22 protein-coding genes and 1 pseudogene are annotated in these 23,924 nt (G+C 63.8%); 15 read left to right on the top strand and 8 right to left on the bottom strand.

Going from position 1 to position 23,924, the window contains the following annotated elements; translation table 11 throughout:
- Positions 1 to 113 precede the first annotated feature (113 nt).
- Positions 114 to 473: a hypothetical protein gene (locus EJ072_RS19395; protein WP_126080869.1), complete on the bottom strand. Its 360-nt coding sequence runs from the start codon at positions 471 to 473 to the stop codon at positions 114 to 116.
- A 205-nt stretch (positions 474 to 678) separates the two neighbouring features.
- Here EJ072_RS19395 and EJ072_RS19400 point away from each other — a divergent pair, with 205 nt between their 5' ends.
- The 7 genes from EJ072_RS19400 (at position 679) to phoB (ending at position 10,123) form a co-directional block, all read left to right on the top strand.
- Positions 679 to 4,434, top strand: a complete 3,756-nt coding sequence (locus EJ072_RS19400; protein WP_126080870.1) for a PAS-domain containing protein — start codon at positions 679 to 681, stop codon at positions 4,432 to 4,434.
- Positions 4,435 to 4,924: 490 nt separating this feature from the next.
- On the top strand, positions 4,925 to 5,983 hold the full coding sequence (gene pstS, locus EJ072_RS19405) for a phosphate ABC transporter substrate-binding protein PstS (protein WP_042641603.1): 1,059 nt from the start codon (positions 4,925 to 4,927) through the stop codon (positions 5,981 to 5,983).
- 63 nt (positions 5,984 to 6,046) lie between these two features.
- Positions 6,047 to 7,033, top strand: coding sequence for a phosphate ABC transporter permease subunit PstC (pstC, locus tag EJ072_RS19410; RefSeq protein ID WP_042641604.1), 987 nt, complete (start codon positions 6,047 to 6,049; stop codon positions 7,031 to 7,033).
- A 3-nt stretch (positions 7,034 to 7,036) separates the two neighbouring features.
- A complete protein-coding gene (pstA, locus tag EJ072_RS19415) occupies positions 7,037 to 7,888 on the top strand; it encodes a phosphate ABC transporter permease PstA (protein WP_126080871.1) in 852 nt (283 codons plus the stop codon).
- Positions 7,885 to 8,688: a phosphate ABC transporter ATP-binding protein PstB gene (gene pstB, locus EJ072_RS19420; protein ID WP_112129583.1), complete on the top strand. Its 804-nt coding sequence runs from the start codon at positions 7,885 to 7,887 to the stop codon at positions 8,686 to 8,688. The genes pstA and pstB overlap by 4 nt, the downstream gene beginning before the upstream one ends.
- A gap of 20 nt (positions 8,689 to 8,708) precedes the next feature.
- The gene (phoU, locus tag EJ072_RS19425; RefSeq protein WP_042641610.1) at positions 8,709 to 9,416 is read left to right on the top strand and encodes a phosphate signaling complex protein PhoU; all 708 of its coding nucleotides are present in this window, start codon (positions 8,709 to 8,711) and stop codon (positions 9,414 to 9,416) included.
- A 17-nt stretch (positions 9,417 to 9,433) separates the two neighbouring features.
- Entirely contained in the window at positions 9,434 to 10,123 is a 690-nt protein-coding gene (gene phoB, locus EJ072_RS19430; RefSeq protein WP_010911896.1) for a phosphate regulon transcriptional regulator PhoB, read from the top strand.
- A 162-nt stretch (positions 10,124 to 10,285) separates the two neighbouring features.
- Here phoB and EJ072_RS19435 read toward each other — a convergent pair whose 3' ends face one another.
- Complete coding sequence (locus EJ072_RS19435; RefSeq protein WP_126080872.1) at positions 10,286 to 11,521, bottom strand: ROK family protein; 1,236 nt, start codon at positions 11,519 to 11,521, stop codon at positions 10,286 to 10,288.
- Between the two features lie 270 nt (positions 11,522 to 11,791).
- Here EJ072_RS19435 and xylF point away from each other — a divergent pair, with 270 nt between their 5' ends.
- The 4 genes from xylF to EJ072_RS19455 all read left to right on the top strand — a co-directional run bounded on the left by xylF (position 11,792) and on the right by EJ072_RS19455 (position 16,903).
- A complete protein-coding gene (xylF, locus tag EJ072_RS19440; protein ID WP_126080873.1) occupies positions 11,792 to 12,832 on the top strand; it encodes a D-xylose ABC transporter substrate-binding protein in 1,041 nt (346 codons plus the stop codon).
- Positions 12,833 to 12,976: 144 nt separating this feature from the next.
- Positions 12,977 to 14,329, top strand: coding sequence for a sugar ABC transporter permease (locus EJ072_RS19445; protein ID WP_126080874.1), 1,353 nt, complete (start codon positions 12,977 to 12,979; stop codon positions 14,327 to 14,329).
- 18 nt (positions 14,330 to 14,347) lie between these two features.
- Positions 14,348 to 15,148, top strand: a complete 801-nt coding sequence (locus EJ072_RS19450; protein ID WP_126080875.1) for an ATP-binding cassette domain-containing protein — start codon at positions 14,348 to 14,350, stop codon at positions 15,146 to 15,148.
- 132 nt (positions 15,149 to 15,280) lie between these two features.
- Positions 15,281 to 16,903, top strand: coding sequence for a CHASE domain-containing protein (locus EJ072_RS19455; protein WP_126080876.1), 1,623 nt, complete (start codon positions 15,281 to 15,283; stop codon positions 16,901 to 16,903).
- Between the two features lie 84 nt (positions 16,904 to 16,987).
- Here the strand turns inward: EJ072_RS19455 and EJ072_RS19460 are convergent, their stop codons facing one another.
- The 5 genes from EJ072_RS19460 to EJ072_RS19480 all read right to left on the bottom strand — a co-directional run bounded on the left by EJ072_RS19460 (position 16,988) and on the right by EJ072_RS19480 (position 20,447).
- Positions 16,988 to 17,233 (bottom strand): YMGG-like glycine zipper-containing protein, encoded by a 246-nt coding sequence (locus EJ072_RS19460; protein ID WP_027166589.1) that lies wholly within the window; start codon positions 17,231 to 17,233, stop codon positions 16,988 to 16,990.
- A gap of 188 nt (positions 17,234 to 17,421) precedes the next feature.
- Positions 17,422 to 17,643 carry a hypothetical protein gene (locus EJ072_RS19465; RefSeq protein WP_245466911.1) on the bottom strand — a complete coding sequence of 74 codons (222 nt, stop codon included), beginning with the start codon at positions 17,641 to 17,643 and terminating at the stop codon, positions 17,422 to 17,424.
- 484 nt (positions 17,644 to 18,127) lie between these two features.
- Positions 18,128 to 19,159 carry a sensor histidine kinase gene (locus EJ072_RS19470; RefSeq protein WP_126080877.1) on the bottom strand — a complete coding sequence of 344 codons (1,032 nt, stop codon included), beginning with the start codon at positions 19,157 to 19,159 and terminating at the stop codon, positions 18,128 to 18,130.
- Between the two features lie 155 nt (positions 19,160 to 19,314).
- Entirely contained in the window at positions 19,315 to 19,479 is a 165-nt protein-coding gene (locus EJ072_RS19475) for a DUF1328 domain-containing protein (RefSeq protein ID WP_018429836.1), read from the bottom strand.
- 173 nt (positions 19,480 to 19,652) lie between these two features.
- Positions 19,653 to 20,447, bottom strand: a complete 795-nt coding sequence (locus EJ072_RS19480; RefSeq protein WP_126080878.1) for a response regulator — start codon at positions 20,445 to 20,447, stop codon at positions 19,653 to 19,655.
- 218 nt (positions 20,448 to 20,665) lie between these two features.
- Between EJ072_RS19480 and EJ072_RS19485 the strand changes: the two genes are divergently transcribed.
- From EJ072_RS19485 to EJ072_RS19495, 3 genes are all read left to right on the top strand, one after another.
- The gene (locus tag EJ072_RS19485; RefSeq protein WP_042641626.1) at positions 20,666 to 20,869 is read left to right on the top strand and encodes a NepR family anti-sigma factor; all 204 of its coding nucleotides are present in this window, start codon (positions 20,666 to 20,668) and stop codon (positions 20,867 to 20,869) included.
- A 3-nt stretch (positions 20,870 to 20,872) separates the two neighbouring features.
- The gene (locus EJ072_RS19490; RefSeq protein ID WP_027166584.1) at positions 20,873 to 21,424 is read left to right on the top strand and encodes an RNA polymerase sigma factor; all 552 of its coding nucleotides are present in this window, start codon (positions 20,873 to 20,875) and stop codon (positions 21,422 to 21,424) included.
- 138 nt (positions 21,425 to 21,562) lie between these two features.
- Positions 21,563 to 22,609 carry a DMT family transporter gene (locus EJ072_RS19495; protein WP_126080879.1) on the top strand — a complete coding sequence of 349 codons (1,047 nt, stop codon included), beginning with the start codon at positions 21,563 to 21,565 and terminating at the stop codon, positions 22,607 to 22,609.
- Here EJ072_RS19495 and EJ072_RS19500 read toward each other — a convergent pair.
- Complete coding sequence (locus EJ072_RS19500; protein WP_126080880.1) at positions 22,546 to 22,926, bottom strand: response regulator; 381 nt, start codon at positions 22,924 to 22,926, stop codon at positions 22,546 to 22,548. The two genes, EJ072_RS19495 and EJ072_RS19500, sit on opposite strands and share 64 nt — an antisense overlap.
- A 164-nt stretch (positions 22,927 to 23,090) precedes the next feature.
- Between EJ072_RS19500 and EJ072_RS19505 the strand changes: the two are divergent.
- Positions 23,091 to 23,853, top strand: a pseudogene (locus EJ072_RS19505) (Crp/Fnr family transcriptional regulator).
- The last annotated feature ends 71 nt before the right edge of the window (positions 23,854 to 23,924 follow it).

Here is a 23,924-nt window from a genome sequence, read left to right on the forward strand (position 1 = left end):
CACCGGTCAAAGGTTTCATCAGCAATCCGTGATCGCGACGGCGGCTCGGTTTCTTACGCCGGCTGGCGTTCGGTGCTGTCCGGCCGGCACTGGGTCCACCGATTGAAGGAACGTTATTCGCAGATGACGCGATAGCGCTTGCCGTCTTCGCCGACATTCCTGCAGGTGAGGGGGCTCTGCTCGCCGGATGTCGGGTCGGGCAGATCCCGGCCGAAGGACGGTTTCGTCGAAGCGGGCCTGGAATGGCGCCGGACGGTCGGGCTCGCCGGCAGGCTTGCCGGCGCGCTCGGCGGCGGCGGAAACACATCCGACACGATCTGCCGCGAGGCGGTCGTTCCCGGCGGCGCCTCGTCCCAGACACGCCTGACATCCATCCGGCTTGGAACGATCACCGTGCCGTCGTCGCTTCGCGTGCAGGCGCCCGCTGCAAGCAGCGCCGGGCACAGGACGAAAGCGGCGATTCGATTGAACATTAGCAACACCTCAGGCGCCTTATAATGTGTCGTTGCCCCAATCGCCAACAGGCGGATTACCGCAACCGGCGCCACGATCCTGGTTCTCTCAACGGCATCGAACGGCAGGTGGTTGCGATCCATTATGGTTAGCGGATCGTTAATGCTTGTCAGGCACATTTCCGCGACGAACCGCGAAGGGGGGTTCGGTTGGGATGGCAACAGCATGGCGGACGTGGACAAGACGAGTGGGACTGGCGGCATGCGCGACCCCCTCGACGCAACGGTTGGGCATGACGACGACACGCCCGCCGACGAGGGCGGCGAGCAGCATCTTGCCGATCTCGAACGAACGATGGACGCCATGCGCATGGGCGTCGTGCTTCTGGACGCCCGGCTCGACACGCTGATCATCAACAAAGCCTACCGGGAGTTTTCCAGGATCCCCGACGGGGTGGTGACCATCGGCGCGCCATTCAGCCGCCTCATGGATCTCAATCGCCGCAACGGCATCTATGGCGAGATCGACGAACAGGAGTGGCAGCGCTACCTTGCCAGCCGAATCGCGGAAATTCGTGCCGGTTCCGTCGCGCCGCGCGAGTTCGTCCATGCCGACGGCCGCACGATGATATTCTCGGTGACGGCGTTGTCCGGCGGCAAGCGCCTGTTGACCTACTATGATGTCACCGAGGTCAAGCGCCGAGACGCCGAGATCGAAAGAGCCAATGCCAGGACGGCCGAGACGTTCAGCAATCTCAGCCTTATGGTCGATTCGATGCCGATCGGCGTCATCGTTGTCGATGCCGAATTGCAGGTCGAGGTGATCAACCGGGCCTTCTACGACTTCTGGGAGGTCGATCCGCGGCGCGCTCCAGCCGGCATCTCTTTTCGCGACCTAATGGAAGCCACTCGTGCCGCCGATCCGTTCGGCGGCGAGGAGCGGAACTGGCAAAGCCATGTGGCCGAGCGGGAATCCGAAATCCGCGCCGGCGCCGCAGGCTCCAGGCATTTGCCGCGCAGCGACGGCCGTACGCTGATCGCCTCGCTGGCGCCGCTTCCGGGCGGCAAGCGGCTGATCTCCTATGTCGACATCACCGACGTGAAGCAGCGCGAGACCGAGGCCGAGGACGCGCGCAGGAACCTCGCCACCGTCCTGGAGTCGCTGCCGGCGGGCGTCATCATCTACGACCGCGACGACCGCTTCGTCTTCGCCAACCGCAAGCTGCAGGACACGCTGCCGGCGCTGAAGCCGGCCTGGCAGCCGGGCCGCACATTCCGCGAGGCGTTGTCTCTCGGCCATTCGGTCGGCTATTTCCGCTCGAGCGGCGACACTGAAATCGACGGTCTGTACGGCATCGACACCGAGCGCTGGCTCGACGCCATGCTCATGCGGTACCGTTTGCCAAATTCCGCCTACGAGCGCCTCAACGCCGACGGGCGCTGGTACCAGGTCTATGACATGCGCACCGATGACGGGACGTTCATCGGCGTGCGTGTCGATATCACCGACATCAAGGTCCGCGAAAAGGCGCTGCGCGACTCCATGCGCCAGATCGACCTCTACCGGCACGTGATGGATGAGCTGCCGGTGGCGGCCTTCATCAAGGCCGACGATCTCAGCATGGAATTCGTCAACAAGGCCTGGTGCGCGCTGACTGGATTCGCCAAGGACGAGGTGCTCGGCAAGACGGATCGCGAGCTTTTCGCGTCGGAAGAGGCGGACGGCTTCAGCAATGACGATACCGAAGTCGTGGCAACCGGCGCGGGGCGCGAGGTCGAGGAGGCTGTCACCCATCGCGACGGCACCGTGCGGCAGCTTATGACGCGCAAGAGCCGGCTGGTGGCCATTGACGGGTCGGTGCATCTGGTCGGCTCCAGCACCGACATCACCGACGTCAAGGCGCGCGAGCAGGCGCTTCGGCAGAGCATGAGCGAGAACGAGGTGTTCCGCAGCCTGATCGACAATGTGCCGGTGTCGATCTACGCCAAGCGTTCGGACCTCAGGCAATTCTATGTCAACAAGGGCTGGTGCGATCTCACCGGCTTCAGCAAGGAAGAGGCGATCGGCAAGACCGACGTCGAGATATTCGGCGCCGACGGCGAAGCCTTCGTCGCCGGCGACCTTGCCGTGCTGCGCACCGGCGAAACTCAGGAGATCGAAGAGACGGTGGTGCTGCCGGACGGCAGCGTCAGGCACCAGTTCGCGCGCAAGGGCGCGATGATCGCCTCCGACGGCTCGCTCTATCTCATCGGCTCCACCACCGACATCACCGAGCTCAAGCAGCGCGAGGCCGAGCTCAGCGAAGCACAGCGGCGCGCCGTGCTCGCCGACCGGGCCAAGTCGGAATTCCTCGCCAATATGAGCCACGAGATCCGCACCCCGATGAACGGGGTCCTTGGAATGGCAGAGCTTTTGGCAAAGTCGGACCTCGATCCGAAGCAGAAGACGTTCACCGACATCATCGTCAAATCCGGCAACGCGCTGCTCACCATCATCAACGACATCCTCGATTTCTCCAAGATCGACGCCGGCCAGCTGGTGCTCGACCCGGCGCCGTTCAATCTGGCCGAGGCGATCGAGGATGTGGCGACGCTGGTCTCGACGCGCGCCAAGGAGAAGGACCTCGAGCTCATCGTGCGCATCCAGCCGGGGCTCGAAGGCCAGTTCGTCGGCGATGTCGGCCGTGTCAGGCAGATCGTCACCAACCTGCTCGGCAACGCGGTGAAGTTCACTGATGAGGGCCATGTGCTGGTCGACGTGACAGGCGAGCGGGTTCCCGCGGGAACGAAGCTCACCATTTCCGTGACGGATACCGGCATCGGCATTCCCGAGGACAAGCTGAAGGTGGTGTTCGAGAAGTTCAGCCAGGTCGATACCTCCTCGACCAGGCGGCACGAAGGCACCGGGCTTGGCCTCGCCATCACCTCGCGGCTGGTCGAGATGATGGGCGGCGAGATCGGCGTCGACAGCGCCGAGCGCAAGGGCTCGACCTTCTGGTTCACGGTCACGCTGCCCCGGGCCGAGCAGGGCGGGCAGCGCATCACACCGGTCGACGTCACCGGCGCGCGCGTGCTCGTCGTCGACGACAACGCCGTCAACCGCTCGATCCTGAGCGAGCAGATGGCGTCGTGGACGTTCGATGCCTGCGCGGCCGAAAGCGGCGCCGAAGGGCTTAAGGTGCTGATTGCCGCCGCCGCCTATGGCGTGCCGGTCGATTGCGTCGTGCTCGACTATCAGATGCCGGGCATGACCGGCGCCGAGATGGCGCGCATCGTGCGCAACACGGCGGGCCTGGCGCATACGCCCATCATCATGCTGACCTCGGTCGACCAGTCGCTTGCCAACACGACCTATCGCGACCTCGGCATCGATGCGCAGCTGATCAAGCCGGCGCGCTCCTCCGTCCTTCTGGAAACGCTGGTCGCGACCATCCAGCGTCATCGCCACAGCAGCGCCGCGGCACGACCCGCCGTTGGCGGCAGCCTATCGCAAGCCGCGCCGGCGCAGACGGCGACGTCGGACCGCGCCATGCTGCAGCCGCCGCCCGTGCGTGCGCGCCAACGCCCGGCCGAAGCCGAGCGCGGGCTCGACATCCTCGTTGCCGAGGACAATGAGGTGAACCAGATGGTGTTCACCCAGATCCTTGGCGAGACCGGCTACCGCTTCGAGATCGTCGGCAACGGCCGCAAGGCGCTCGATGCTTTCGGCAAGCTCAATCCGCGCATGATCCTGATGGACGTGTCGATGCCGGAAATGAACGGGCTGGAAGCAACAGGCGCCATTCGCAAGCTCGAGCAGGACATGGGCACGCATGTGCCGATCGTGGGCGTCACGGCGCATGCGCTGAAGGGCGACCGCGAACGCTGCCTCGAGGCCGGCATGGACGATTACCTGCCGAAGCCGATCAGCCCGCGGGCGCTGCTCGAAAAGCTCGAGCGCTGGCTGGGTTCGGATATCGAGACCCGGCGCAGCGCGGGTTAAAGCGAATTTAGCCGGCAGGCGGGCGCAAGGCGTTGACGTATGCGTATGGTGCGATCGCACCATATCAAAGCAAACGCCAAGCTCTGACAATCGTAGCATTGATTCCGCTCTTCGGTTACGGGCGGGAGCAGCGACCGCCAACAAGAAACAGCGTCGACTCTACCCCAACGGACCTGTTTTCGGCGATGGCCACGCCATGATCCGCTCTGGCATGCAGGCAACGCGCTCTCGTCCGGATTTTATTTCCCGGCGGCCGCGATCCGGCCGCCGGGATAATTTTTGATTCAAAAGTCAGACAAGTCGCTGATTCCCGCGGCAAACTCCGGCCGACCCGCAGAGACCGCCGGAAGCCCTTCCGAGCATCCCCGTTCAGACGTTACCGGGCTGACACGAAACTGTCATGCGACTGTAATAATCGAAGTCTATTGCGCTCACCGGGCGCCGATAGAACGGGTGCCGAAAGACCATCTTCCGAACAGGAGTAGGCCACATGAGACATTTCATCCGCTCTGCGGCCGTTGCGATTGCAATGGCTGCGGCATCAACCCTTAGCATCTCCGCCGCGATGGCAGCCGATATCTCCGGCGCCGGCGCCACCTTCCCCTATCCGATCTATGCGAAGTGGGCCGACGCCTACAAGAAGGAGACCGGCATCGGTCTCAACTACCAGTCGATCGGCTCCGGCGGCGGCATCAAGCAGATCAAGGCCAAGACGGTGACCTTCGGCGCTTCCGACGCGCCGCTGAAGGGCGAGGATCTCAACTCCACCGGGCTCGCGCAGTTCCCGATGGTGATGGGCGGCATCGTTCCGGTCGTCAACCTCGAAGGCGTCAAGCCGGGCGAGCTGGTGCTCGACGGCCCGACGCTGGCCGACATCTTCTCCGGCAAGATCACCAACTGGAACGACGAAGCGATCAAGAAGCTCAACCCGGACGTCAAGCTGCCCGACCAGGCGATCGCGGTCGTGCACCGTTCGGACGGCTCGGGCACCACCTTCAACTTCAGCTACTATCTGGCCGACGTCAGCGCCGACTGGAAGTCGAAGGTCGGCGTCAACACCGCGCTCGAATGGCCGGTGGGCATCGGCGCCAAGGGCAATGAGGGCGTCGCCAACAACGTCTCGCAGACCGGCGGCGCGATCGGCTATGTCGAATATGCCTATGCCAAGCAGAACAAGCTGACCTACACCGACCTGATCAACAAGGACGGCAAGAAGGTCGAGCCGACCGCCGCCGCCTTCTCGGCCGCCGCGGCCAATGCCGACTGGAACTCGCAGCCGGGCTACGGCGTCATCCTGGCCAACCAGGCCGGCGCCGAAACCTGGCCGATGACGTCGGCCACCTGGATCCTCGTCTACAAGAAGCCCGACGATGCCGCCGCCACCGGCGAGGCGCTCAAGTTCTTCGCCTGGTCCTACGCCAAGGGCGACGAGCTGGCCGCCAGCCTGGACTATGTTCCGATGCCCGACGCGGTCGTGAAGAGCGTCGAGGAAATGTGGGGCAAGGATATCGTCGACGCGAACGGCAAGCCGCTCTATTCCGGCATGTAATCTGACGAACAAGGGAGGGCGCTTCCGGCGCCCTCCTGTCTCTTTCGAAATGCGAGGGGCTAAATGAGTGCCGTTTCCGAAGCCGCGACATCGTCCGCCATGCGGACCAGGGAAGCGACAGTGCGCCGCTTTGCCTTCACCGACATGGTCTTCCGGGCGGCTACGCGCGCTTCCGCCATCCTCGTGCTGGTTCTGCTCGGCGGGGTCGCCATCTCGCTGATCGCCGGATCGTGGGAAGCGCTGTCGAAATTCGGCATATCCTTCCTTTCGACCGAATCCTGGAACCCGGTCACCGAGAATTTCGGCGCGCTGGCGCCCATCTACGGCACTATCGTCACCTCGGCCATCGCCATCATCATCGCCGTGCCGATCGGCATCGGCATCGCCGTCTTCCTGACCGAGCTTTGCCCCCGCCCTCTCAGGCGCCCTATCGGCATCGCCGTCGAGCTTCTGGCCGGCATTCCCTCGATCATCTACGGCATCTGGGGCCTGTTCGTCTTCGCGCCCTTTCTGCAGACGACGATCCAGCCCTTCATCATCTGGCTCTTCAAGGGCATCCCCGGCCTCAACAGCCTGTTTGCCGGCCCGCCCTACGGCATCGGCCTGCTGACCTCCTCCCTGATCCTGGCCATCATGGTGCTGCCCTTCATCACCTCGATCACCAAGGACGTGTTCGACACGGTGCCGGCGGTGTTGAAGGAATCGGCATACGGTATCGGCTGCACGACCTGGGAGGTGACGCGGCGCGTGACCATTCCCTACACCCGCGTCGGCATCATGGGCGGCGTCATGCTCGGCCTCGGCCGCGCGCTCGGCGAGACGATGGCCGTCACCTTCGTCATCGGCAACGCGCATCGCATCAGCGCCTCGCTGTTCGCGCCGGGCACGACGATCTCGGCGACGATCGCCAACGAGTTCACCGAGGCCGATGGCGCGATCTACACCTCCTCGCTGGTGGCTCTCGGCCTGATCCTGTTCATAATAACCTTCATCATCCTGGCGCTCGCACGCTACATGCTGCTGCGCATCGATAGCCGCACGGGAGCCTGACCGATGGCGACTGCCGCATCAATTCACCAGAGCCGCAAGCGCAAGAATGCCGTGATGATGGCGCTGTGCGTCATCGCCGCCGGCATCGGCCTTGCCTGGCTGGCGCTGATCCTCGGCGCCCTGCTCTACAAGGGGCTCTCCGGGGTGTCGCTGGCCGTGTTCACCCAGATGACGCCGCCGCCGGGCGATGCCGGCGGCCTGCTCAACGCCATCTACGGCAGCATCGTGATGACCATCATCGGCATCTTCGTCGGCACGCCGATCGGCGTGCTGGCCGGCACCTACATGGCCGAGTATGGCCGCTTCTCGAAGCTCACCACGGTGGTGCGCTTCATCAACGACATCCTGTTGTCGGCCCCTTCGATCATCGTCGGCCTGTTCGTCTATGAGCTGATGGTGCGGCCGATGGGGCACTTCTCGGCCATCGCCGGCGCCGTCGCGCTGTCCATCCTGGTGATCCCCGTCGTGGTGCGCACCACCGAGGACATGCTGAACCTCGTGCCCAACGCGCTGCGCGAGGCAGGCACCGCCATCGGCGCGCCGCGCTGGGTGGTGATCCGCTCCGTCGCCTACCGCGCGGCGCTGTCCGGCATCGTGACCGGCATATTGCTGGCGATCGCCCGCATCTCCGGCGAGACGGCGCCGCTGCTCTTCACCGCGCTCAACAACCAGTTCTGGTCGAGCAATCTCAATGCCCCGATGGCCAGCCTGCCGGTGACCATCTTCCAGTTCGCTCTCAGCCCTTACGAGGAATGGCAGCAGCTGGCCTGGACGGGCGCACTCATGATCACCTTGACGGTTCTCGGGCTGAGCATCATCGCCCGCAGCCTAACCGGACGCAGAGAGGACAGATGAAACCGATGTTGTCCACCGACCTGAACGTAGCCGACACGACCGTCGAGAAGGCCAAGATCGAGGTCAAGAACCTCAACTTCTACTATGGCCAGTCGAAGGCGCTGAAGGACATCAACCTGTCGCTGCCCGAGCGCAGCGTGACCGCCTTCATCGGCCCGTCGGGCTGCGGGAAGTCGACGCTGCTGCGCGTCTTGAACCGCATCTACGAGCTTTATCCGAAGCAGAGCGCCGAGGGCCAGGTGCTGCTCGACGGCAAGAACATCCTCGATCGCTCGCAGGACCTCAACCTGCTCAGGACCAAGATCGGCATGGTGTTCCAGAAGCCGACGCCGTTCCCGATGTCGATCTACGAGAACATCGCCTTCGGCGTCAGGCTCTATGAGAAGATCAGCAAGGCCGAGATGGACAGCCGCGTCGAGTCGGCGCTGAAGCGCGCCGCACTCTGGAACGAGGTTAAGGACAAGCTCAACGCCAGCGGCCAGAGCCTCTCGGGCGGCCAGCAGCAGCGCCTTTGCATCGCCCGCACCGTCGCGGTGAAGCCGGAGGTCATCCTGCTCGACGAACCGGCCTCGGCGCTCGATCCGCTCTCGACCGCCAAGATCGAGGAGCTGATCGACGAATTGCAGGCCGACTACACGATCGTCATCGTCACCCACAACATGCAGCAGGCGGCGCGCGTGTCGCGGCAGACGGCGTTCATGTATCTGGGCGAGCTGGTGGAATTCGACCGGACCGAGAAGATATTCACCTCGCCCCGCGAGAAGCGCACCCAGGACTACATCACCGGCCGCTTCGGCTGAGCTCATACGAGGACAACATCATGGCCGAACATACCGTCGCCTCGTTCGACGAGGATCTGAGGCAGATCAGCCGGCTCATCAACGACATGGGCGATCTCGCCGGCTCCATGGTCGGCGGCTCGACCAGGGCCCTGCTCGAAAGCGACAATGCGCTGGCGCAGCGCGTCGTCTCCGACGATGCCATCATGGACGCGCGTCAGCGCGAGCTTGACGACCGCGCCATCACGCTGATCGCCAAGCGCCAGCCGATGGCGGACGATCTTCGCCACGTGGTCGGCTCGATACGCATGGCGGGCGACCTCGAACGCATCGGCGATCTCGCCAAGAACATCGCCAAGCGCGTCGGGTCAGTCGGCGTCAGCACCGCCCCGCGCGACCTCACGCATTCGATCGATTCCATGGCGCAACTGGTGCTGATCCAGGTCCAGGGCGTGATTCAGGAATATACGGTGGGTGATGCCACGGCGCTGGCCAAGCTTCGCAACGACGACGAACGCATCGACGTCAAATACACCTCCGTCTTCCGCGAGCTGTTGACCTACATGATGGAAGATCCGCGCAACATCACCGCTTGCACTCATCTTCTGTTCTGCGCCAAGAACCTCGAGCGCATCGGTGACCATGTGACCAACATCGCCGAGAACGCCTATTATGTGCTGACCGGCACGCAATTGCCCGCCAACCGTCCCAAGCAGGACGAGACGGCAATGTCGGCGCCGGCCGCCTGACGGAAAAGGTTACCCCGATGATCGCGCCACGCATCATGGTGGTGGAGGACGAGGAGCCGCTGGGGGTGCTGCTTCGCTACAATCTCGAATCCGAGGGTTACCAGGTGGAAGTGGTGACCCGCGGCGACGAGGCCGAAATCCGCCTTCAGGAAAATGTTCCCGACCTGCTCGTGCTCGACTGGATGGTGCCGGCGGTCTCCGGCATCGAGCTCTGCCGGCGTCTCAGGATGCGGCCCGAGACCGAGCGGCTGCCGATCATCATGCTGACCGCGCGCGGTGAAGAAAGCGATCGGGTTCGAGGTTTGTCCACCGGCGCCGACGACTATCTGGTCAAGCCGTTCTCGACGCCGGAGTTCATGGCGCGCGTCAAGGCGCTGCTGCGCCGCGCCAAGCCGGAGGTGCTGTCCAGCGTGCTCAAGGTCGGCGACATCGTGCTCGACCGCGAATCGCACCGCGTCTACCGCAAGAAGAGCGAGATCAGGCTGGGCCCGACCGAGTTCCGCCTGCTCGAGTTCATGATGCGGCATCCCGGCCGCGTGTTCTCGCGCAGCCAGCTACTCGACAATGTCTGGGGCGAGACGATCTATATCGACGAGCGCACGGTGGACGTGCATGTCGGCCGCCTGCGCAAGGCCGTCAACAACGGCCGCATGCCGGACGTCATCCGCACCATCCGCGGGGCGGGTTATGCAATCCGGGAAGACTAGGGATATGCTGATATTCAGGTGAGGCCGGCCTGCGAATGGCGGCTTCCTGCGCTTCCGGTACTCACGTACCAAAAAGTACGCTCCGTTCCGGTTCTCGGAACCCACCATTCTCGACTCGGCCTGACCTGAATCTCAGCATATCCCGGCGCTTGAGCTTGCGGCTTATGCGACGTGCTTGCCCGCTCTTGCCTGGACACCCGGCGCGAAGATCTCCTGATCGACGAAGGTCAGCGCGCGGGTGGCGCAGCCTTCGCGGATCAGCGGCAGCTCGTTCGGCTCGGTGTCGAAGGAGATCGAGCTCGAGTGCTGGCCGCCGGCGGTCTGGGCGATCGCCTCCCTCAGCGCCGGCTCGATCAGGTCGAAGGCGGCCGCGCTGACGCCGACCATGGCGACCGGCGCCGGGTCGATGAGGGCGAACAGGCTGCCAAGACCGAAGCCCAGCGCCTCGCCGGCCCGACGATAAGCTTCCCGTTCGGGGCCGTCCTCCTGCCGGGCCTTTGCGGCCAGCGCGCGCATGTCGGCGTCGCCGATGTCGGTCGGCGCGGCGTCCTCGCTTATCCCCATGGCGCTGCGCCAGATGGCGTAGTTGCCGGCATAGGCCTCGACGCAGCCGCGGCGGCCGCAGCGGCAAAGCGCGCCGCCCGGACGATGGATCATGTGGCCGAACTCGCCGCCGGAGGAATGCGTGCCGGTGAACAATTCGCCCTTCAGCACCAGGCCCATGCCGATGCCGTGCGAGAGCAGGATGGCTATGAAATTGTCGCGATAGCGCTCGGGATCGCGCCATCGCAGCGCCACCGCCATCATGTTGCAGTCGTTCTCCATGGTGGCGGGGATGCCGAATTCCCTCTCCAGGATGTCGGCGAACGGAATGTCGGTCAGCGGCGTGATCGGCGACCATAGCATGGCGCGCGCGTGGGAATCGGTGATGCCTTGAATGCCCATGGCGATGCGGGCGACGCTGCCCACGTCGAGATCGGGATCCTGCAGCCGGCGCCGGACGATCGCCAGGCACTCGCCGATCAGCTCGTCGCGCGGCATGACGAGCGTGTCCAGGCGCCGCTGTTCCTCGGCGATCACCTGGCCGGCATAGTCGATGACGGCGACCGACAGGAAGTTCAGCGACAGCACCACCGTCAGCACCGCGGCGGCTTCGGGATTCAGCGCCAGGCCGATCTGCGGCCGGCCGCGTTTCAACGCCGTCGGCTCGCTGGCCTTGCTCTCGGTGAGGATGCCCTCCTGGATCAGATCGGCGGAGATCGCCGAAATGGTCGAGTGGCTGAGGCCGGTGGTGGCGGCAATTTCCGTCCGCGATGGCTGGCCGGCGCGGCGCACGGCCGAAATCACCATGGCGCGGTTGCGCCGGCGCAAATCGTCGTGACGGATTCCGACCGACATCGTCTCGCACGTCCTCCCCGGTCATCGCGGCCTTGTGATGATGCCATGGCCTGTCGCTGACACGCTAAGGATAGTGGCAGAAGCCAAAGCCGATGTCATTATTTATTGCGGACTCCGAAAAAAATGCCTGGACCCATCAAATGCCATCAGAATGTCGGTTGACAGCTTCATTTCGCTGGACCACTATTTTTTTGAGGCTCGAAAAAAAGCCTCTTATGCCGGCCTTCGGGCCAGTCTGGGTCGCGCCGCACAAGGCGCAGGGAGGATATCATGAAAAAATTCGCAGCCGCCATTCTGGCGGGCGTAGCCATGTCGCTGACGCTGGCTTCGGTCGCCGAGGCGAAGGACAAGGTGATCGGCGTCTCGTGGTCGAATTTCCAGGAAGAGCGCTGGAAGACCGACGAAGCGGCGATGAAGGCCGCAATCGAGGCCGCCGGCGACAAGTATATTTCGGCCGACGCGCAGTCCAATCCGGGCAAGCAGCTGACCGACGTCGAAAGCCTGATCTCGCAGGGCGCCAATTCGCTGATCATCCTGGCGCAGGATGCCTCGGCAATCGGCCCGGCGGTGCAGAAGGCGCTCGATGAGGGCATCCCGGTCGTCGGCTACGACCGCCTGATCGAGAACAAGGACGTTTTCTACCTGACCTTCGACAACAAGGAAGTCGGCCGTATGCAGGCCCGTGAGGTGTTTAAGGCCAAGCCGGAAGGCAACTACGTCTTCATCAAGGGCTCGGGTTCCGATCCGAACGCCGACTTCCTGTTCTCGGGTTCCATGGAAGTGCTGAAAGAGGCGATCGACAGCGGCAAGATCAAGAATGTCGGCGAGGCCTATACCGACGGCTGGCTGCCCGCCAACGCGCAGAAGAACATGGAGCAGTTCCTGACCGCCAACGACAACAAGGTCGACGCGGTCGTGGCCGCCAATGACGGCACCGCCGGCGGCGTCGTCGCGGCGCTGACGGCGCAAGGGCTGGCCGGCACCGTTCCGGTCTCGGGCCAGGACGGCGACCACGCGGCGCTCAACCGCATCGCGCTCGGCACGCAGACCGTGTCGGTGTGGAAGGACGCGCGCGAGCTCGGCAAGAACGCCGCCGAGATCGCCTCGCAGCTCGCCGACGGCAAGAAGATGGGCGACATCGCCGGCGCCAAGGACTTCACGACGCCTGGCGGCAACACCGTCAAGTCGCTGTTCCTGACCCCGATCGCGATCACCAAGGACAATCTCAACCTCGTCATCGACGCCGGCTGGATCAAGAAGGACGAAGTCTGCGCTGGCGTTGCCGCCGGCAGCGTCAAGGTCTGCAACTAAGCTCGCCGACACTAGACCAAAAACCTTGCGCCGCGGCCTGAAAGCCGCGGCGTTTTCTCGAAGATTACCGTTCCGCCTCGAGCGGATAGCTTCTAGGCTTGCTCCGGCATCCGCGCCAGACGGGCAGGCCGGCAGGAGGAATTCATGACCGACACGACGTCCACCCAACCGGCAGACACCGCGCGTGCCTCGGAGCTGGGCACCGTCGCCCGGTTCCTGAAGGCAACCGAGCTGGACACCCGCATGCTCGGGATGATCGGCGCGCTGCTCCTGATCTGGGTCGGACTGCATGTGATCTCCAGCCTGCGGCTTGGCGTCAATCCGCTCGACTTCGACAGCCGCACCTTTCTGACGCCGCGCAATCTCTGGAACCTGTCGGTGCAGACTTCGGCCGTGGCGATCATGGCCTCCGGCATGGTGCTGGTCATCGTCATGCGCAACATCGACCTGTCGGTCGGATCGGCCGAAGGGGTGATCGGCATGGTCATGGGTTTTGCCCAGGTGCATTTCCTGGTCCGCTTCGTCGGGCTTGAGCTCGGTAACCCGTGGATCTGGGTCCTGGCGCTGCTGATCGGCCTGGCGCTCGGCCTCCTCATCGGCGCCTTCCAGGGCTTCGTCATCGCCTATCTCGAAGTGCCGGCCTTCATCGTCACGCTGGGGGGTCTGCTGGTCTGGCGGGGCGCTGCCTGGTGGGTCACCAGCGGCCAGACCGTCGCGCCGCTTGACGCCACGTTCCAGCTGATGGGCGGCGGCCCGGCGGGCTCGATCGGCGCCAAATGGAGCTGGGTCGTCGGCATCGTCGCCTGCCTGGCGGTCATTTTCATGCACTATAACGGTCGCGTGCAGCGCAAGCGCTTCCGCTTCCCGCTGCGTCCGGTCTGGGCCGAGACGCTGCTCGCCACGGTCACCTGCGCGATCATCCTGGGCGCTGTGTGGCTTGCCAATTCCTATCCGTGGCCGATCGGCATCGTGAACCGCTATGCCGCCGCCAACAACATCACCGTTCCCGAAGGCGGACTGTTCATCGCGCATGGCATCGCCATTCCGGTGCTGATGGCGGTCGCCGTCGGCCTGATCATGACCTTCGTCACCAAGCGCACGCGCTTCGGCCGCTATGTCTTCGCCATCGGCGGCAATCCGGAAGCGGCCAACCTCGCCGGCATCAACACGCGCTGGATCACCATGAAGGTATTCATGATCATGGGCGTGCTGGCGACGATCGCGGCGGCGATCTCGTCGGCCAGGCAGAATTCATCCACCAATGCGCTCGGAACGCTTGACGAGCTGCTGGTCATCGCCGCGGCCGTCATCGGCGGCACCTCGCTCGCCGGCGGTTCCGGCACCGTGCTCGGCGCTATGCTGGGAGCGCTGCTGATGCAGTCGCTGCAGTCCGGCATGGTGCTGCTCGGCGTCGATTCGCCGCTGCAAAGCATCGTCGTGGGCGCCGTGCTGGTCGTGGCGGTGTGGCTCGACACCCTCTATCGCAAGCGGGCCTGATCAGGGAGGAGAAACAACATGGCTGACAAATCCGCTCCCGCCGGCGTTCCGCTGGTCGACATGCGCAACATCTCGATCGCCTTCGGCGGCATCCGCGCCGTCGACGATGCGTCCGTCGATCTTTTCCCCGGCGAAGTGATGGCGCTGCTCGGCCACAACGGCGCCGGCAAGTCGACGCTGATCAAGATCCTGTCCGGCGCTTACAAGCGCGACAGCGGACAGATCTTCATCAATGGCGAGGAGGCATCGATCTCCAATCCGCGCGACGCCAAGAAACACGGCGTCGAGACGATCTACCAGACGCTGGCCCTGGCCGACAATGTCGATGCCGCGGCCAATCTCTTCCTCGGGCGCGAGCTGATGACCGCGTGGGGCACGCTGGACGACGTCGCCATGGAAGCCGAGGCGCGCAAGGTGATGGGCCGGCTCAATCCGCGCTTCCAGCGCTTCAAGGAGCCGGTCGTCAAGCTGTCGGGCGGACAGCGGCAGTCCGTGGCGATCGCGCGCGCGATCCTGTTCAATGCCCGCATCCTGATCATGGACGAGCCGACGGCGGCGCTCGGGCCGCAGGAGACGGCGCAGGTCGGGGAGTTGGTCAAGCAGCTCAAGGCCGACGGCATCGGCATCTTCCTGATCAGCCACGACATCCACGACGTCTTCGAGCTCGCCGACCGGGTCTGCGTGATGAAGAACGGCCAAGTGGTCGGCACCGCGCGCACCACCGATGTCACCCAGGACGAAGTGCTCGGCATGATCATTTTGGGCAAATGTCCGCCCGGCGCCATTCCAGGCCCTGGCGCGCTGAAGATCGCGGCCTAAGCCCAGGCATATAGCCGGCTAATTGCTGGCTGCGTGATGTACCAGCCACGGTGATGATTTGACCGCGCCATTGTGTTGACGCGGAGACTTGCCCATAAGGATCGTAGACCGTCCACGGGCCACATCGTTGATTTGAAGAAGCTCTTTCCGATCGTTGCCTTTGTCGCCGTCGCGCTGATCAGCCTGACGATGGCCGGGTTCGCCTATTTCGCGACGCAGGAGGCGGCGCGGATCAAGTTCGAGGGCACTGCCGACGACGCGCTGAGCCGCATCGAGAGCCGGATCGACCTGCATCTGTCGCTGCTGCGTTCGACGCAGGCGCTGTTCGATGCCCGCAACGGCGACATCACGCGCGGCGAATTCAACGCCTTCTTCACCGCGCTGAACATCGATGACAACTTCGCGGGCCTGCGCGGCATAGGCTTCCTCAGGCTCGCCAAAGCCGGCGACGAGGCCGCGGTCGAACGCGATATCCTGCGCGACCATGGGTCGGCCCACCCGATCTACCCTGCGACGACCCAGCAACGGCGCACGCCGATCGTGCTGTTCGAGCCGCTCGACACGTCCAACCAGTCGATCATCGGATTCGACATGTTCAGCGAGCCGGTGCGGCGCGAGGCGATCGAAAAGGCGATGGCCGACGACCAGCAGCATGCGAGCGGCCTGGTCCAGCTCGGCCAGGGCGCCGGCGTGGCGCAGACGTTCACGGGTTTCCTGGTTTTCGTGCGGCTGAACGTCGAAACCGCCCCGGACGTGATCAACGCAAGCCGCTCCTCGACGGCCGGCCTTCTCTACGCTGCCTTCCGCGCGCAGGACCTGTTCCAGGTCGCGCTCAGCCGCGCGCCGCTGCTGCCCGTCAATGTCGAGGTCTATGACGGCAAGCCCGAGGCCGGCAATCTTTTGTTCCGGTCGGAAGCGCCGCCGGCGGAACGCATCGGGGCGAAGCTTCTGGCGCGCCGCGATATCGTTGTTGCCGGCCGGCCCTGGACGCTGCTGTTTAGGCCGACAAGCGCCTTCGAGCTACCATCCTCGCGCGCCATTCCGGTTATGCTTGGGCTGTTCGGCCTGCTGCTTGCAGGGGCCATCGCCCTGGTGGCGCGTTATCAGGAGCGTGCCTATGACGCCAAATCGGCGCTGCACGAGGCGACGGAAAAGAGCCTGCTGGAAAAGGACCTGATCCTGCAGGAGATGAAGCACCGCATCAAGAATTCGATCACCCGCGTGCTGGCGATCGCGCGGCAGACGGCCTCGCAAGCCACCGACGTCAAGGAGTTCTCGGCATCGTTCTCGGCGCGCCTCCAGGCCATGGCTGCGTCGCAGGATATGCTCACCCGCTCGCGCTGGCAGAAGGCCGATCTCGGCGATCTGCTGCGTATCGAGCTCGGGCAGGTATTCGGCAAAGACCTCCCTGAAGGTGTGCTGTCCGGGCCGCAAGTGCTGCTCGACGAGACGACGACTCAGGCACTTGGGCTGACCTTCCACGAACTCGCCACCAACGCGCTGAAATATGGCGAGGCCGGCAACTCGGTGGGCGCCCTCAAGGTCGACTGGAACGTGAAAGGGCGCGGCCGCGAGCGGACGCTTACCCTGAATTGGCGCGAAGCGGGTCAGAAGAAACTAGAGGCGCCGGCAAAGACCGGCTTCGGCACCAAGCTGATAGACCTCAATGTCACGCGCGAGTTGCGCGGCACGATCGCGCGCGACTATCGGGACGACGGATTGAAGGTGGAAATCAGGATACCGCTGGCGGAGTGAGCGGCCAAAATGGCCCCGCAATGGTGTACGAATCAGCGGGTCGGAACCAGAGGCCGGCCCTCGGCCTCCGGTCCCTTTCCGGTATCAGTTGCAGCGAGCCGTGTAGATCCGGCCGCGATGATCGCGGTACTGGCAATAGCCGTTGCGCAGGTTACGAACCAGGAGGCCCGACCCGGCACCGACCGCCGCGCCGATCAGCGCACCCTTGCCGCCGCCGACCAGGCCACCCACGCCGGCGCCAATCAGGCCACCGCCCACGACATCCTGCTCGGTCGTGGTGCAGCCGCTGACAGCGACAACGGCAACCATGGCAATAATCATCTTCCGCATTGAAATGCTCCTCACTTTTGTCCTCACTTTTCGGCAGTGCCAGCCGCCATTTAGCATGAAAAAAGGGCTTTGCCTGCCCGATCTTACTGTTGTTTAAGATAGTCTTTTTCGGGGCGCGCGCTGTTCGACGCGACAAGCATGCCGGAAACCTCCAAAGACGCGACCAGCGTGCCGTCGGGCCGCACGTTCTAGGCGATCTGATCGTAATCATCTTCCAGGGCCGGATCGACGGTAAGGCACTTGCCGACGATGTGCGGGGCCTGGCCCTGCAGGTCGCCGAGGGCGAAGGGCCGTTCGGCCGTACAGGCCTGCTCGGTCTCGAAGACGCTGACTGGCACCTGGAGCTCGCGACAATCGGTCATTGTGCTCGAGCAACCGACGACGAAGAGCAGTGCGGCGATGTGTTCCATGGCTCCAAACCTCTCGCCGCAAACAACGATTCTCGGCGAGCGAAAGTTCCGGGGCCGGGTTCAAAGCGTAGTGTCGAAGGGAATCAGACGACGCGCAACAAGTCCTGTTCCTTATGGACGTTTACCCAAAGCCGCCGCGCAGCTTTGGTCGACATGCCAGCTGCCGCATGCAGGGATCAGAACAATTGCCAGACGGCAGTCAGGGCCACGGCGGCGAGAAGCGCGACCGCGCCAAGCCGGAGCGAAAGACGGGATGATCGCGGCGCCGGCTGAGGCTCGGCCTCCTGGAAGCCGCTCATCGAGACAGGCGACCTGCTCCAGCTTGTTCATATCGGCAACAATCTTTTCAGTCTCCCAGATCGCGCGCCGGGAGGCGCGGATGGGTTTCCGGCGCATCGCCAGCCGGCGACTCAGGATCGGACTTTATGGTGAACAGGGGGGGTTAAGCGCCTTCGCCTGCGAAGCCTGGCGCCATAGGGCGCAATCAATCCGTCTCGAAATTTCCATGCGGGACGGTGAGGCGGTATTCCATACGGTCCTTGCCGATTTCGAGCGTCGCGGAGCCGTTCAGCGACATCGGCACGACGCGCTCCAGCGCCACGCTGCCGAAGCGCTTCTCATTGCGCGGCGCGTCGCCGACCGCCTCCGTCCAGGTCAGCAAAAGGCTGGGCGAGCTTCCGCTTTCGGGTTCAAGCCTTGCGCTCACTTCGACATGGCCGTCAGCTCGCGACAGCGCGCCGTAGCTCACCGAGTTCACAGCCAATTCGTGCATCGCCAAGCCGATATGCAGGGCGGCATTGGGGTTAAGATAGGGATTGTCGCCCGCGAACCGCAGGCTCCGGGCCAGATCGGCGCTGTAGCGGCCGACCTGGCCGGATACGAGTTCCTGCAGCGCCGCTCCCCGCCAGTTGGAGGATGTGACCAGATCCTGCGAGGACGCGAGCGATTGCAGCCGGCCGCGAAACCGCGCCAGGAACTCACCGAGCGTCTCCGCGTAGCGTCCTGTCTGTGTGGCGATGCTCTGGATGATGGCCAGGAGGTTTTTCGATCGGTGACTGACTTCGCGCAGCAATGCCTTCAGCGTCTGCTCGCGACGTTTCTGCTCCGTCGTTTCCACCATGGTAGTGACGACGCCGAGGACTTCGCCGGCGTCGCCGCGGTCGGCATCGACCCAAAGCTGGAACCAACGGACGCCCTGGCTTCCTGGAATGCTGAGCTCGAGCTGGTCGGCGTTGCCGGATTCGATCACCTTGAGCTTGACGGCGCTTATACGTTCGGCCTGCGTCGGCGAAAGCTGGTCCTTGCCGTCGGCGGTTTCGGAGGCCCACGGCGCGCCCATGTTGCGCGCCCAGACTGTTTTCATCTGCCGATCCTGATAAAGAACCGAGATTCCGGCATTGTGCAGGGCATGAAGCAAGGCTCGCCCCACCTGCATCCCGCTTTCGGCGGGATGCATCGCGATCACCTCGCCGTCACGCCTTTCAGTCCTGTCCTTGGTGGGATCCTCGGGAGGCATCGGAACATCCCCGCACTCGGTCCTTGAACGGTTTCAATCCGCAACTGGTTCCGACGCCGCAGGCTCTCCAAAACGGTCCGCCGGACGGCGCTCTTTCGAGACGCCGCCCGGCGGTGGCTGGAAACCGTTTGAGGGGTGCGGCTTCCAGTGTCGCGTCAGGCTCTCCTGAAGAGGCCCGCGATGAGCGAAATCACCAGGAAGGCGAGGAAGATGAAGAACAGGATTTGCGCGATGCCCGCCGACGTGCCGGCGATGCCGCCGAACCCAAGCGCGCCGGCGATGATCGCAACTACGAGAAATACGAGCGCCCAGTACAGCATGATGCGTCTCCTTGTTATGTCGGGAAAAGAACGTGGGTCGGTGCCGTTTGTTCCACCATTTGCTGAAAAAGACGATCCCCTTTGAAGGGACTTTTCAGATCGCAAACTGATGAGCGTCATGCGAGGCGCGAAGGCCCCGCTGACGCTCAAAACGGTCCAGCATTCGGAGCGGATCAGGCGGCGGCCTTGGCCTGCCGGTCGAAGAACAGGGCCTGGCTGATCAGAGCCTTGACCATGTCGGGATTGAAAGGCTTGGTGACCAGGAAGGCCGGCTCAGGGCGTTCGCCGGTCAGCAGGCGTTCCGGGAAGGCGGTGATGAAGATCACCGGCACCGGTGTCGACGACAAGATCTCGTTGACGGCCTCGATGCCAGAGCTGCCGTCGGCGAGCTGTATGTCGGCCAGTACCATTTTCGGCCGCGTCTTGCCGAACATGGCCACTGCCTCGGCATGTGTACGTGCCGTGCCAACGACCCGGTGGCCGAGGCTTTCGACCATCTCCTCGATGTCCATGGCAATCAGCGGCTCGTCCTCGATGATCAGCACATCGGTCGCGACCTGTCGCGAAATCTCGCTGCTTGCCTGCGCAAGCAACTCCGAGAACTCGTCGTCGTCGACGTCGAGAACCTCCGCGGCCTCGTCCTCGCTGAAACCCTCCACGGCGACAAGAAGGAAAGCCTGCCTCGGCAAGGGCGCGATCGCGTTCAGATTGGCGGCCGCCCGCTGCTCCCAGGCTGTCTGAGCCTGCTCCTGCGGCACGCGGATGGCAACTGAGGTGAAGAGCCTGGCAAACACCTTATATATCGCAATACGGTCGCTGGAGGCTTCGGGAAAGATATTAGTGTCGGCGATGATGGCTTCCAGCATCGCGGCGACCAGCGCGTCACCGCTTTCCTGCGATCCGGACACCGCGCGCGAGAAGCGGCGCAGGAACGGAAGATGCGGAGCGATGGTTGCGGACAAACTCATTATTTACGTCTCCCTCAGATGACGTTGCACGTTCAAGGCCATGCTGTTGCCAGCCCCTGGAAAACCAACGCCGGCTTCCGGAAAAAGTTCCGCCAGCCATGGAACTAAATTAGCAGGCCTGCGTTTCGGGGTCTCGGGTTGGGCAACCAGACGAGGGTTCCGCTTGCGTTGTGGTTTGAAGTCGAAGAGCGGTTCCGGTGCTGGAAACTAGGGCTAACATGAAAGAAATGTCAAAAAAACAGATGGCTGATGCCAAGAGCAGGCATCGGAACGGGGATGGCAACCCGCTTGGAGCAAACTCCGAAATTGCCCGCAAGCTCAAGCAATATTACGACGAGCTGGTCTCGGATCATGTGCCGGACCGTTTCGCTCAGTTGCTCAGCCAGCTGGAACAGACCGAACCTGCCCAGAAAAAGGACTGAGGCATGGCGGCGGTATCCCAGAGCTTCAAGACCGAGCTACTCGGTGCGATCCCGAGCCTGCGTGCTTTTGCCGTGTCGCTGACGCAGAACGCCGACCGTGCCGACGACCTCGTCCAGGAAACGCTGGTCAAGGCGTGGGACAAGCATGAGAGTTTCCAGCCGGGCACCAATCTCAAGGCCTGGCTGTTCACCATCCTGCGCAACGAATTCTATTCGCAGATGCGCAAGCGCGGCCGCGAAGTGCAGGACAGCGACGGCATCATGACCGCCAGGCTTGCCGTCCATCCGGCCCAGCACGGTCAGCTCGACCTCAAGGATTTCCGCGGCGCGCTCGAGCAACTGCCCGAGGACCAGCGCGAAGCCATCATCCTGATCGGCGCTTCCGGCTTTTCCTACGAGGAAGCCGCCGAAATCTGCGGCTGCGCGGTCGGCACGATCAAGAGCCGGGTCAGCCGGGCGCGCACTAGGCTGCAGGAGATCCTCAAGATTTCCGGCGAGGACGAGTTCGGACCCGACGCGATCTCGGCGCAAGTGACAGGCTCGAACGCGGCCTGATTTTCGGGGCGCGGAGCGCCGCCTGGCGTCCCTAAGTGCGATACCGGCCATTTCGGCGGGCGTGATCGGCTCGCCGAGCTCGGTATTCACGAGGACTTGCTTGTCAGGTCAGGCCGCAGTTCTATTCTATTCGGCGGTATGGAAACAGTATCTGCAGCATCGGTCTTCCGCCTCCAACTGCCCTTGGACGGGCTGCGGCCGCTCGGTCCGCGAGCCAGGGCGGCCGCCCTTGCCGTGGGGGCCGTGCTTTTCTGGGCGACATGGCCGACACTGGCCACGCTGGCGAGCCCCGCGCCTCCGTTCCTGGTCTTTGGGCTGGCTGCGGCCATAGGCTTTGTCGCCGCGCTTTTCATGGCGTTCATGCGTAGGCGCACCGCCTCCTTCGTCGCCACGCCGTTCCGCACGGTCCTTCTGGTCAGCGTCGGCCTCCTCGTCAACAATGTCCTTTATCTCTTCGCCATGCCCAGGATCGGGCCGGCGGAGGCGAATGTCGTCGCTTATCTGTGGCCGGTGATGCTGGTGCTCATCATGGCCCGGAAGCGGCGTGAACGGCTCGGCCCGTCGCGCCTGGGCAGCATTGTCCTCGGCTTCGTCGGCGCGGTGGTTGCGATCGGCCCCAGCTTTGCGCTCGGCTTCGACCTTTTTGGCGTGTTCCTGGCATTATTGAGCGGCCTTACCTTCGCCATCTATGCCGCGGTCCGCTCGGATGGTCGGGAGGCCGAGGACGTCATCGGGCCGTCAATGGGACTTCTGGCGGTGCTTGCGCTGGCCTTGCACTTCGGTTTCGAGCCGCCGATCAGCCTTTCCTCATCCCAGCTGCTGGCGATCGCAGCCATAGGGATCGTTCCGTTGACGCTTTCCAACGCGCTTTGGGATCGGGCGACCAGAACAGGCCATACCGCGCTGATCTCGGCAATCGCCTATGCGACGCCGTTGGCCGCGTTGTCCCTGCTCGCGCTGCTCGGCGTCGGTGATGTTTCCTATGGGGTTGCCGCCGGTGCGGTGCTGATCGTCATCGGGGCGCTTGGCGCATCTGGAATCTGCGGAAGGATCCCCGGTTCGCGCAAGCCCGTAGCGAAGGTGAACGGGCAGCCTGTAGGGCGGATTCGGCGAACCCTGCGTCAGGCCGAGGGGACCCGGCCGCAGGCCATGGCCACGGCTTCGATCAGATCCTCGCCCGAGTAAGGCTTGGTCACCAGGCGGATGTCGGGGAACGAACCCCGGATTTCCTCCGGATCCGAATAGCCGGACGCGAATACGAACGGCACGCCCTCGCTGCGCAGCCGGGCGGCGAAATCCAGGGTCGAGACGCCGCCGAGCATAAGGTCGACAACCGCCGCGTCGAATCGCGCGGACAGCGCTTGCCCGTCGATCTCGACGATCTCCCGGGCGATCGTCACCTCCGCCGCGCCATGGTCGCGGCAAAGCTGCTCGACATCCATCGCGATCAGGAACTCGTCTTCCAAGACGAGGATACGCAGTCCGTCAAGCAGTGCTGGCACTTATCGGTTTCTCCTGGCAGGACCGCACTGATGCGCGGAATGTGTTGGCATGTCATTAAAAAAAGACATGGCTAAAAGCACAGGCGTGGAAGCCTGCGGAACCCCTGCCGGTCTCAGGCGTTTTTCTGCGCCCGCAAGGGCAGGGATTTCGAAGAGGGGTCGAAATGTCCAGCCAAAGCGCACGTCCGATCGCCAGCCGTCAATATCGTTGCGAAAAGTGCCCATTGCGGCCTCTGCCTGCATTCCGCGAGTTCGACAAGCAGGAACTGTCATTCATCAACACCTTCAAGCGCGGTGAGCTTGCCGTCGACAAGGGGGCGACGGTGCTGGTCGAAGGCAGCCACAGCGCCCATCTCTACACGGTGCTGTCGGGCTGGGCTTTCCGCTACAAGCTGTTGCCCGACGGGCGGCGGCAGATCCTCAATTTTTCCATGCCCGGGGACCTCATCGGCCTGCAGGGCAGCCTGATGGGCGAGATGCAGCATTCCATCGAAGCCCTGTCGCCGATGCTGCTTTGCGTCTTCGAACGCGAGCAGTTGCAGGAACTCTACCGCAATCACTCCGGCCTTGCCTACGACATAACCTGGATCGCTTCGCGCGAGGAGCGAATGCTGGACGAGAACCTGCTCAGCATCGGCCGTCGCACCGCGCTCGAGCGCGCCGCCTATCTTATCGCCTTCATCGCCAGTCGGGCTCGTGGCGCCGGCCTCAACGGCAAGACGCCGGTGCAGATCCCGATCACGCAACAGCACGTCGCCGACACGCTTGGCCTCTCGCTTGTTCACACCAACAAGACGATCCGCAAGCTGATGGACCGCAAATTGGTCCTGTGGCGGGATGGGTGGCTGTGAAGTGATCGACTATGATGGGCTGAAGAAGCTGGCCCGCTGGGAAGGGCTGGGGGAGGACCGCAGGCCGCTGATTTAGGACGTGTTCAGATTCAGGTGAGGCCGGCCTGCAAATGGTAGCTTCCTGCGCTTCCGGTGCTCACGTACTTT

The organism is Mesorhizobium sp. M2A.F.Ca.ET.046.03.2.1 (assembly GCF_003952425.1).
In the GTDB taxonomy this organism is placed as follows: domain Bacteria; phylum Pseudomonadota; class Alphaproteobacteria; order Rhizobiales; family Rhizobiaceae; genus Mesorhizobium.